Source organism: Brumicola blandensis, from assembly GCF_031846165.1.
GTDB classification, from domain to species: Bacteria; Pseudomonadota; Gammaproteobacteria; order Enterobacterales; family Alteromonadaceae; genus Glaciecola; species Glaciecola blandensis.
The window spans coordinates 281,792-293,915 of the sequence record NZ_JAVRIE010000002.1; the positions used below are offsets into that span (position 1 = coordinate 281,792).

6 protein-coding genes are annotated in these 12,124 nt (G+C 43.7%); 2 read left to right on the forward strand and 4 right to left on the reverse strand.

Annotated elements, in window-relative coordinates; genetic code table 11:
* Positions 1-75: 75 nt before the first annotated feature.
* The 4 genes from RM544_RS06500 to uvrD form a co-directional block, all read right to left on the reverse strand.
* On the reverse strand, positions 76-3,180 hold the full coding sequence (locus tag RM544_RS06500; protein ID WP_311360958.1) for an efflux RND transporter permease subunit: 3,105 nt from the start codon (positions 3,178-3,180) through the stop codon (positions 76-78).
* 5 nt (positions 3,181-3,185) lie between these two features.
* A complete protein-coding gene (locus tag RM544_RS06505; protein ID WP_311360959.1) occupies positions 3,186-4,280 on the reverse strand; it encodes an efflux RND transporter periplasmic adaptor subunit in 1,095 nt (364 codons plus the stop codon).
* 133 nt (positions 4,281-4,413) lie between these two features.
* Positions 4,414-4,710: a putative signal transducing protein gene (locus RM544_RS06510; protein ID WP_311360960.1), complete on the reverse strand. Its 297-nt coding sequence runs from the start codon at positions 4,708-4,710 to the stop codon at positions 4,414-4,416.
* Positions 4,711-4,760: 50 nt separating this feature from the next.
* A complete protein-coding gene (gene uvrD / locus RM544_RS06515; RefSeq protein WP_311360961.1) occupies positions 4,761-6,941 on the reverse strand; it encodes a DNA helicase II in 2,181 nt (726 codons plus the stop codon).
* 406 nt (positions 6,942-7,347) lie between these two features.
* Between uvrD and RM544_RS06520 the strand changes: the two genes are divergently transcribed.
* Together RM544_RS06520 and cysE are read left to right on the forward strand one after the other, a co-directional pair.
* Positions 7,348-11,247: a hybrid sensor histidine kinase/response regulator gene (locus RM544_RS06520; protein ID WP_311360962.1), complete on the forward strand. Its 3,900-nt coding sequence runs from the start codon at positions 7,348-7,350 to the stop codon at positions 11,245-11,247.
* A gap of 60 nt (positions 11,248-11,307) precedes the next feature.
* Entirely contained in the window at positions 11,308-12,120 is an 813-nt protein-coding gene (gene cysE / locus RM544_RS06525) for a serine O-acetyltransferase (RefSeq protein WP_311360963.1), read from the forward strand.
* The last annotated feature ends 4 nt before the right edge of the window (positions 12,121-12,124 follow it).

Here is a 12,124-nt window from a genome sequence, read left to right on the forward strand (position 1 = left end):
TGCTTTTGCTAGCGCTTCTGCCTATATCGCAAAATCTTACTGACAAAGGTTCGCCTCAGCTGTTGTATTCTTTCCCTATGAATGCGAGTTGCTTAGTTCTGGATCCTCGAGCTCATCGGGTGAATGCTTCGACGCTAACACCATATATACGCTTGGCAATACCAGTAAAGTAAATGCGGTTCCGACCAGCATACCGGCGACTAATATAATACCAATGCTATTTCTGGCTTCAGCGCCAGCACCCGTCACAAGAACCAGCGGGAAATGGCCTAACACCGTAGCACCAGTCGTCATCAAGACTGGGCGAAGTCGCGTTTTTGCGGCTATCTGGATTGCATCTATTTTTTCATAGCCTCGCTTTTGCATGGTGTTTGCAAATTCGACAATCAAAATACCGTTTTTGGCAATCAAGCCTACTAGAGTAATAAAACCGACTTGGGAGTAGATGTTGATAGTAGTAAAGTCGAGAAAAGCAAACATCATTGCACCAGCTAAGGCCAAAGGTACACTGCCAAGAAGAACAACTAGTGGGTCGCGGAAGCTATTAAATTGCACCGCCAAAACTAAGAATACAAATACCAAAGCAACTAAAAGAACGCCCTCTAAGGTATTTCCTTCAAGGCGAATCTGTCGTGATTCACCCGCATAATCAATGGTGTAGTCCTCAGGCAATAATGCGGCGGCAGCGTCTTCTAACGCACTTAAACCTTGCTCTTTCGTAGTGCCGGGGATCACTTCACCATAGATTCGAAAAGCATTTTTCTGTTGAAATTTGCTAAGCACACGCGGCGCAGTTTCGGTGACTAGTGTTGCAATAGAGCGCACTGGAACAAGGTCGCCTGCAGGTGTACGAATTTGTAAATCTAGAATAGCGTCGGGATTTGCTCTACCGGCATCGTCAATCATAGGAATAACCCGATAAGCTCGACCATCTTGGTTGTAACGGTTAACAAAGTTACCTGATAACAATACTGAAAGTTGTCGACTGACCGTACTGAGATCCATACCCAAATCGGCGACGCGTTTTCGATCAATATTGAAGCGTGCCTGAGGTAAATCGATTTTCAAGTCGGTTTCAGCAAACAAGAATTTGCCGCTTTCATTAGCTGCCTGGACCATTTGGTTGGCGAATACTTTCATGTCGGTATATGAATCAGTACTCAACACAACGAGCTCGACAGAAAAATTCCCTGATGTGGGCAACGCGGAATCGAGCACAGGGAAGGCTTTTAAACCAGACACTGAAGAAAGCGAGCCAAAGGCCTTCCAGAACATTTCCTGCACACTTTGCTCACGTTCACTTGGGTCAATGAAATCAACACCGCTGAAGGCACCCACTGGATTCACAATTTGCCACATGAATTTAGCACCCTCAAGCTCCTTCATCGTATCTACGACTTGGTCCATTTGTGTCATGCTGTACTCAAGCGACGCTTCTGGGGCTGATTCAACAATCACATTAATACTGGATTGATCTTCGGTTGGCGCTAGCTCTTTCAAAGAAAGCAGGTAAAAAGGGATTGAAAGTAGAGATAGGATGACGGCGATGGTTAACACTTGCGCTTTGTAGTTTAGTGTTGCCAAGAGTATTTTTTCGTAGCGGTTTTGGAGTGCTTCAAAAATACCATTTACTTTACGCGTTAGTTTACCTTCCTTGCCTCCTTCTGGCGAGGCATACGCACTCATGATAGGAGAAAGGGTGATAGCGACTAAACCTGATATCAACACGGCAATAGCCAGCGTAAAAGCAAACTCTTTGAATAATGCGCCAGTTAAACCAGAGAGTAATCCAATAGGCGCATAAACGGCGGCTAAGGTAATGGTCATACTGATGATCGGCGCTAAGAGTTGGCGAGAGCTCGCCAAGGCCGCTTCCATTCTGCTCATACCTTCACGCATGTAGCGAGCGACATTTTCCACCACTACAATCGCATCATCGACCACTAATCCAACGGAAAGTACGATCGCTAATACGGTAAGTAGATTAAGTGTGAAGCCCATTAGTGTCATCATCGCGATAGCACCGAGAATAGAAATCGGGATCGTAACGAGCGGTACAAGCGCCGTGCGGAATGAGCCCATCATAGCGACAACGACCAATCCGACCAATAGAACGGTCTCAATCAACGTAATGAATATTTCTCGCAAGGCGCTGCGCATATACAGAGTGCCGTCGTAGCCATCAGTAATGCTTAAACCTTGTGGAAGTGTTGGATTGATCTTGTCGAGCATTTCATACAAACGGTCGCCAATTTCAATCTCATTTGCACCTGGCAAAGGCCATACTGAAATATACAGCACGGTGTCTTTATCTAAACGTGAGCTAACTTGGCCTTCTTCTTCACCCAGTCGCACGTCAGCGATGTCTCTGATACGAATTTGCGCGCCATCTACTTGGCGAATGACAAGGTTTTCAAATTCTTCAACACTACTTAGAGAGGTGTCAGTGAGCAAGCCAACACGTTGTGAACTGTTTTCTGTGCGTCCGACTGTGGCAATGAGGTTGTTCGCTCGCAAAGCTGCGGAAACGTCATCCGCTGCCACGTCTAAGGCTGCCATTTTCTCTGCATTAAGCCATACTCGCATCGCTGGAGAACGGCCACCTTCTAAGCCAACGCGCTGTACTCCTGGAATAGTCGATAAGCTGGGCACTACGCGTCGCGACAGGTAATCAGTCACTTCGATACGTGACATACCGGCCTCAATCTCATCGTAGTTAACCGTGAGATAAAATACTGCAAATGGTCTATCAGCTCGCACAACCTGCACCGCTGGGTCTTCTGCTCCCTCAGGGAGTTCAAATCGAATTTGATCGAGTCGAGATGAGAGCTCTGCAAGCGCTCGGGTACTATCGACACCAAGTCGCAGCCAGACCGTTACCGTGCTCACTCCTGGTGTGGTGCGAGAATCGACATAATCGACGCCTGGTACCGAAGCCGCAGCTCGTTCTATCGGTTCGGTAATAAAACCTTGTACGACCTCTGCAGACGCGCCCACATATGGCGTCGTGATCTGTAACGAGGCACTCTCAATTTTAGGGAATTGCAAAATGGGTAAGTCGATTGCTGCTCTTATACCTACAAGCACAAGCGCCAAAGAAAGAACGATAGATAATACTGGACGTTTACAAAACACATCCATGATAGTTGGCTTGCCCAAGTCGGGCTTTTGGTCATTCATTCGACTTACTCTCTTCCGTCATCAACGTAAACGAGTATGTCATTTCGCAGTTTAAAGCTACCTTGTGTCGCTATTGTATCTCCTAGTTCTAAGCCAGGACTTTCGCTCAATTTAAGCACGCTTGTTTCGCCCTCAGTTGTGATCACTTTGACCACTTGGCGACTGGCACGGTAATCATCGTTCTCATCTTTATTGAGTTTAAACACATAGGTGCCGAAAGCATCATAACGAATGGCTTTAGTAGGTAAGCGAGCAACAGTTTCGGTGTTGCCGACCGGCAAAGAAACAGTCACTATTGCGCCAGGCTTTAGTGCAAAATCGCTGGTAGTTAGCTCTGCTCTTGCTCGCATATTCCGAGAGCGGGTTGAGATTTCTTGATCAACAGCAATGAGTTTAGCTGCAGTGGGTGGCAGATTGAGAATGCTGGAGCTCACTCTTAAAACCGAGCCTACTTCTACATTTGAATAAGCTTGTGGAATATTAAAGTCGACCCAAACAGTCTTGGTATCACTGATGAGTTTAGTGACCAAGGTATTACCAGACAAAAATGCACCAACTTCTAGCTGATGTAAGCCAGCTTGGCCGTCAAAAGGGGCAACAATGGTTTTCTTGGCAATAATGGCTTCAAGCGAACGCTTCCTAGCATTAGCGACAGCCAACTGCGCCTTGGCACGATCGTATTGGTCCCGACTAGATGCTCGTTGCTCCAATAGCTTTTCAAATCGGTTGACGTCAAGCTCTGCAATTTTTATTTCTGCATCGATGGCATCTAGCTGCGCCAGTTCATCATCAACCTGCATTTTTAACAAAACCTGCCCAGCCTTTACTTTACCACCTGATGCAAAACCGATGTAGGTCACAATGCCTTCCAATTCGTTTCGAATTTCGAGACTGCGGGTCGGCAGGACACTACCCGCTATGTTTAAGGTCGGTTGCCAGTTAGACTCACTGAGCGTTTGGACTTTGACAGTCTCACTTGGTTCGGGAAAGGAGTTTCCGAAAGCGATAGCAGCCATGACTTGGTTGAACTTGACGAAACCTAATAGGCCAATAACACTAAAAACAAAAACGAAGGTGAGTAACCAAGCACGCCAGCGCATGTAGAGCTCCTAAAGAAAGACTTAAATTTTAAGTAGATAGAAAAGTGAGATTGGTCAATGATAGTCTACAACTCACTTATCACAAGTCTTTTACCTTTAAGTTTCCGCTTTAGTTCAGTGCAGCTATGCTTTATTAATTTGCCGGTGCTTGGCAGTGCCAGCAGAGTTCAAATGAAGCGTCGTTTTTCTCTTGGCAATTCGCACATACCCACTCTTCAGTTTCTGGTGGGTTTTCAATCTCTTCAAGTATGCGCTTAGCTTTTTTTTCATCCGCATCATTGTTTACCCATACCTCCAAGAACATGAACTGAGGGTGCATTCCAGTAGAGCCATGTTCATTCTTGAGCGATACTTCAACACCCTCGTTCTCCAGGATATTCTTTGCATGGTTTACTAGTATGTTGTTTTCGTTGGTATAAACTAGCTTCATACTGTTTCGACCTCCGCCTAGGTATTGATAAGATTAGGTACGCTCAAAGTTTAGAAAGGGATTTTCACGAGTTTAGCATAAGCAAGCATGAGTATTTTTGTGCCCACCGAGTCAAAGTTCACATGAACTCGGGCATGTTCGCCAGAACCTTCATAGTTCAGTACAGTGCCTTCACCGAACTTTTTGTGCTCTACGCGTTCGCCTAACTTAAATCCACTTTCTTCAAAAGTAGCGTGGGAAGTTGCTGAACTGAAGCGATTATGGATTGGTTGTTTAATTTGCGTACGTAGACGTACTTCTTCAATGTAGTCACCTGGAATTTCTCGAATAAAACGAGAGGCTGTATGATATTTATCTTGACCATACAAACGGCGCGTTTCGGCGTAGGTGATAACGAGTCGTTGCATTGCCCTGGTCATTCCAACGTAGCAAAGACGTCGTTCTTCTTCTAGTTTTCCTGGCTCATCATTGCTCATTTGGCTAGGGAACATGCCTTCTTCGACACCCGCCAAAACAACAAAAGGAAATTCTAGTCCCTTAGCAGTGTGAATGGTCATCATCTGCACAGCATCTTGGTTGGCATCAGCCTGAGCGTCACCCGCTTCAAGAGAGGCGTGAGCTAAAAATGCGGATAATGGGCTCATTTCTTCAGCGTCTTCTGGCGCCTCAAATTGCTTACAAGCGGTAACAAGTTCTTCTAAGTTTTCTACACGAGCTTTGGCTTTTTCACCTTTTTCCGCTTGATACATGGCGAACAAACCGGAGTGCTTCATGGCATGATCTGCTTTTTTCTCGAGTGGAAGGTCCTTCACATCTTGTGTCATTTGTAGGATCATCTCTACAAATCCTTTTAATGAATTAGCAGCGCGGCCTGAAAGCATATTCTGTGCAAGCATCTTGCTACTTGCTTGCCACATTGAAATGTCATTTTCACGGGCAAATACACGTATGTTTGACAATGTTTTGTCGCCTAAACCACGAGTGGGTGTATTGACCACACGTTCAAAGGCGGCGTCATCAATTGGCTGATTTATTAGTCGTAGATAAGCCAAAGCATCTTTAATCTCCTGGCGTTCGAAAAAGCGTAAACCGCCATAAATACGATAGGCTAAGCCTTCGTGAAGTAGCGCTTCTTCCAACACTCGAGATTGCGCATTATTTCGATACAGGATTGCACAGTCGGCCAAAGCAGAACCTTGCTCATGTTGGCTTTTGATTTGGGAAACAATAAACCGAGCCTCATCGAGATCGTTGAACCCTGCATACAAACTGATTTTTTCGCCTTCGCCACCCTCAGTCCAAAGCTCTTTGCCGAGACGTCCAGGGTTATGACCAATAACGGCATTGGCTGCATTCAATATATTAGATGTTGAGCGATAATTTTGCTCTAGCTTTACTGTGTTTGCGCGAGGAAAGTCTCTTAAAAAGTGAGAAATATTCTGAACGTTGGCACCACGCCAACCATAGATTGATTGGTCGTCATCACCCACTATCATCATATTGTTATTGTCGGTATTGCTGGTCAACAGTTTCAACCAAGCATATTGAATGTTGTTTGTATCTTGAAATTCGTCCACCAAGACAGCGCGAAAGCGTTTTTGGTAGTGCTGCAAGACTTGCGGATTATTTGCCCATAGCTCATGAGCGCGCAATAACAATTCAGCAAAGTCAATTAAGCCTGAACGTTGGCATGTTTGTTCATAGGCAATATAAATTTCTTTCATTTTTTGCTGAGTATGGTCGCCATGCGTTTCTATGTTTTTAGCACGTAAACCTTCGTCTTTATTGCCGTTAATGTACCACTGTATCTGTTTTGGCGGCCAATGCTTTTCATCTAAATTCATTGATTTTAACAGACGCTTAATTAGCCGATATTGATCGTCTGAATCTAGTATTTGAAAATTTTCAGGTAGGCCTGCTTCTTCATGATGAGAGCGCAAGAGTCGATGTGCCAAACCATGAAACGTACCAATCCACATTGTGTTAAGCGCTTGTCCCATTAGCCGTTCGACTCGCCCTCGCATTTCTCTTGCTGCTTTGTTAGTAAACGTCACAGCCAAAATGCTATAAGGCGCAACAGACTCTACTTCCATCAACCATGCGATACGGTGAACAAGTACTCGAGTTTTACCACTACCAGCACCCGCTAGCACCAGAGTATCAGTTGCTGGTGCTGCCACCGCTTCACGTTGTTTATCGTTTAGGTCTTCAAGGAGTCGCGTTACGTCCATTATTCACTTCATATTTTTTGTGGATGGGCGCAGTATAGCAATAAACCTGTGTGTTTATACAGCACTTCATTCATGCGAACTGTAAACCTACTGAGTCTGCTTACAGCGCTACTTTCACGGTGAATCTAATTTATTCCGCAAAAACTTAGGCTAATCAATTGTTTTCTAATTAAAAAGCTTGTAGTTTTAGCTTCCTGAGTCGAACTTTATTCGAGTGTGATTCGGAAAGGGTTTTGCCGCGTGCTTCAGGCTTTTCGTCTTTCATGTTTCGCTTATTCAGTTATACTGAGGGCTGTGTGGTAGTACCTGTGAATATCGGTTTTTCGTAGCATTACTTCTGCAAAGTGTCGTTTTAATTAGCCAAAGTAGATTGAGATATTTTACTGGTCTGCCCAAGGGATTTTAGTTGTTTAATCGCATTCTCACTTTCTTCTGTTTGCTCTACCTTGTGGCGTTAGCTGGTCGCGCCGCTGCAGCGGTAGAGTATGAATACGAATTACTGAATGAAAATGATGGCATTTCTTCTTCAATTATTTTCTCTATGGTACAAGACGAAGACGGCTTCCTTTGGTTAGGAACCGGATACAATGGCGTTCTTCGATATGATGGAAAGAATGTAGCTACTTACCTCCACGACTCAGACGACGATTCATCCTTACCACATAATAATGCCGGAAACCTCTACTTAGATGAACAAGGGCGCTTGTGGATCGGTAGTTGGGGGGGGGGACTCATTTTATTTGATAAGGATGCTGAAACCTTTTCGAAATTCACTTTTTCACCGGAAGATGAGCGAGCTATTGGCAGCAATTTTGTACAATCTCTCCACCAAGACAGTAACAATCAATTGTGGGCTGGCACATACACCGCGGGTTTACATCAATTTCACGAAGGTACACAAGATTTCACACGCTTTCCTCAATTGGATGGTGAAACTAACGGCACTTCTGACCCACGTATATGGGATATTGAACAAACTGAAGAAAACATTCTTTGGATAGCCACAGATTTTGGCCTAAACAAACTCGACACTCAAACTAAACTATTTACGCACTACTATCCAGAAAGTGACTCTATGCTTTCAGAATTGAACAAAATCAGAAGGCTGGTGAAGGGGAAAAACCAAGTACTCTTCATAGGCACACAAAATGGTATTGTACGCTTCGATCTCAGAACTGAAACTTTTACTCCAATTCCTACTGAAAACAGTAAAGGCTTGGGTGCAATTTACTCTATGATTAAAACTAGTTTCAATGAATATTGGGTGACGACTGACAATGGGGTCTATAGTTTTACAGAACATGCAAAGACGCTCAAGAAAGTACCATTGGATTTTGACGACCGCTGTGGTCAAACATTGTTTGAGGATCGCCAAGGTACAATTTGGTTAAGTTGCGAAGGCGTTGGCTTATATAAAATAACGCGGGAAAGCATTTTTAGTGCAATAGAGGAACCTTCTCTTAACTCTGCATTTATATTGAAGCGTGCAAACGATGATAGTGTATTGATTGGAACTTCAGCGGGAGAGTTAAAAAGATGGGATCCGCGCACCGAGTCACTTACTTCTGTACTTAATAAACAATCTAGCGAATCAATTTCGGCCATTCGATTCATAGCTCAATCGAAACAAGGTGACATCTGGTATACGGGTTCGCAAACGCTATTCCGAGTGGACACTAATGGACATAAAAGCGAAGTTCTTCCGCCACCGTATTTGCAGGATTCATTTTATGATATTCGCGATATAGAAACTGACGATTCTGGTAACCTTTGGGTCGTCACTAAGTCTGGCTTATTTGTTGTTTACTATACTAACAATGAGTTTGAGTTTTTTACCTTGGATGATATATCCGCAGGTCAAATTGTTGAAACCGTCTCCTCTCGGGTTTATTTAGGTCCCAAGAACAGAATGTGGCTGTCTTTCGGTGATACACTTTTTTTGGTTGATATCCAACCATATTCCTTTACGAAAATAGGTGATGCTAGAGACGACTCCTCTGAAAATGAAGGATTAGCAAACCTCATTTACTCACTTTACCTAGATCAGCAAGATAATATGTGGCTTGGAAATAAGATAGGCTTATTTAAAGTAAATCTGACTTCGGGCGAAAGAGAATTGGTGAGCGACTTTTTCAATGAGCGTGACAACCAGGGCGTTAGATTTATAGACGAAGACGAAAACGGATACCTTTGGTTAGTGACTGCAGTAGGGGTCAGCCGCTTAGATCCTAGAACCAAAGAAATGCGTCATTTTGACAAACGCGATGGTTTGCCGGGGTCTCGTTATTTCTATAATCCCACATCAACTATTACTGACAAGAAAATCTTTTTATCCAGCCGTGATGGTGTTTTTTTCTTCGACCCCTTGGTCATTAAGGACAATAAGTCCGATGAAGGTACCAAATTAACTAATTTTGAAGTTTTGGGCAGTTCCGAAGATTTTAATATCAATGAGGTTAGCGAGTTAGGTGCAAAACTTGACTACGATCAGTCTAATATTAAGTTTGAATTTGCCACACTTGATTTACTCAATGCTCGCCAAATTCAATATAGCTACATGCTCGAGGGCTTTGATGAATCCTGGATTGAAAATGGTAGTAACACGTCTGCCACGTATACCAATTTGAATGGTGGAGAATACGTTTTCCGTGTTAAGTCTCGGATCAAACAAAACCTTTGGTATAACAATGAACTCGCTGTCGATGTTACTGTTGCAACGCCTATTTGGGAGCGAGGGTGGATGTTTGGCGTTTACGCCGGCGTTCTCATTTTAGGAATATTGATATATATCCAGCGCCAAAAACAAGCGGTGATTGAACTAGAAAGGCAGGTTGCGGAGAAAACGGCAGATATCGCCAATGAGTCTAGCAAGCTAGCTGCAGCAAACAGAATTAAGACGCAATTTCTAGCAAATATGAGCCATGAGATACGCACGCCTCTGACAACCGTTATTGGTCAAGCTGAAGCGATTATTTGCAGAGATGTTGAGCCTAAAGATATCTACAAAGAGGTTGAAATCATTCATGATAGTAGCCTGTATTTGTTAGCACTGTTGAACGATATTCTCGATTTAACCAAAATTGAAGAGAATAAATTTGAGCTTGAGTATTCACCTCAGGACCTGCACATATTATTGAGCAACATCAACACCATGTTTTCGATGCAGGCGAAAACAAAAGGCTTATCTTTCTCTTTGCATGAGAATTTACCACAACCATTTGTGGTGCACATCGATGGCTTACGCTTGAAGCAAATATTGATCAATTTACTTTCAAACGCTTTAAAGTTCACGTTACAAGGTAGCGTTGAGTTGAAGGTTGTACTAGAAAAGAATCAGCTAACGTTTCATATATCTGATACCGGCATCGGCATAAGCGATGAGCAAGTTCAACAAATATTCGGCAGCTTTACTCAAGGTGATAGCAGCATTCGCCGCCGCTTCGGTGGCTCTGGACTTGGACTTCATCTATCGAACCAGCTAGCTCACTTAATGGGCGGTCATATTACCGTTAGCAGTGAATTGGATAAGGGGAGCGTGTTTACTTTTAGTATGCCTGTTCCGATGACTAGCGGAAATAAAGAATTACCTCAGGGGACGCTGAATTTCGATACCCTCTCAGCAAAACCTTTGTTTAACGGTAAAATACTCTTAGCTGAGGACCATGAAGACAACCGCCGGCTAATTTCACGCTTACTCAGTAAATTAGGCTTAACAGTTTATGCAGCGAAGGACGGCTATGAAGCCACCGAGCTGTATAAAGAGCATCAACCCGAAGTGGTACTGATGGATATTCAAATGCCAAGAATGGACGGTATACAAGCATACAATGAGCTGCGAAAGCTTGGCTGCGAAAAGCCCATCATAGCCTTAACGGCAAATGCGATGCAAAACGAAGTGGAAGCATACTTTGAACTTGGGTTTGACGGTTATATCCAAAAGCCTATTGACCGACATTTGCTCATATCCACTATTGCAACCTTCTTTGGTAGCAAAGATGATGACTCGATGAACCGAGCTTCGTCAGTGTTAGGCAATGTAGACATGTCTGATTTAGTCGCGCAGTTTACAACTGGCCTTCAGAATGAACTTGTGGAGTTTGAAGCAAGCGCGAAAGATGAGAATATAGAGGCGATTAAAAACCGAGCCCACAGGCTTTCGGGGGCAGCACAGTTGTTTGGCTTTGATAACTTGAGCACAATGGCAACCCAATTAGAAAAGAACATAAAAGCGGGTGGAGAAAACATGCATTTAATACAAGATGACTACTTAGCCCTCATTAACGAAATTAAGAAGAATATTGCGTAAGTGCATATAAGCACTATGCTTTGATATCACACATATCATTAAACAAGACGGAATGATGACATGATACCTAGTACCTTTCACTCAAGTGAGAACTTCTGGAAAATTTTGAAGAGCGAAGCAATTGACGTTGCTGCAAAAGAGCCAATGCTTTCTTCATACATCCACGCTTGCGTCATCAACCATCACAATTTTGAATCTTCCTTGAGCTTCATTTTGTCCAACAAGGTCTCTGATGATGTTATGCCAGCGATTGCTGTGCGCGAGATTTTTGAAGAAGCTTATTTGCTAAACCCAGCAATGGTTGAATCGGCAATTATTGATATACAAGCTGTATTGAGCCGCGATCCAGCAGTGTCTTCATTCTTAACTGTACTCATCCATTTCAAAGGTTTCCATGCTCTACAAATTCATCGACTAGCAAACTATTTGTGGCACAAAGACCGAACTGACCTATCTTTGTTTATTCAAAGCCGTAATTCTATTGCCTCTGGCGTCGATATTCACCCAGCCGCAGTGATAGGTAAAGGCGTCATGCTTGATCACGCCACTGGTATTGTTATTGGTGAAACAGCGGTTGTTGAAGACAACGTTTCTATCTTACAAAATGTCACCTTAGGCGGCACCGGTAACGAACAAGGTGATCGCCACCCGAAAATACGACAAGGGGTGATGATCGGTTCTGGCGCGAAAATTTTGGGAAATATTGAAATTGGTGAAGGCTCAAAAGTTGGCGCGGGCAGTGTGGTGTTGTCTGATGTGCCTTGCTGCGTGACGGTAGTCGGTGTGCCTGCGAAAGTTGTTGGAAAACCTGATTGCACAATGCCTTGTGATTCAATGAAACAGAACGTATTGGAAGATAGCGCCAAGAGTTAGGCGC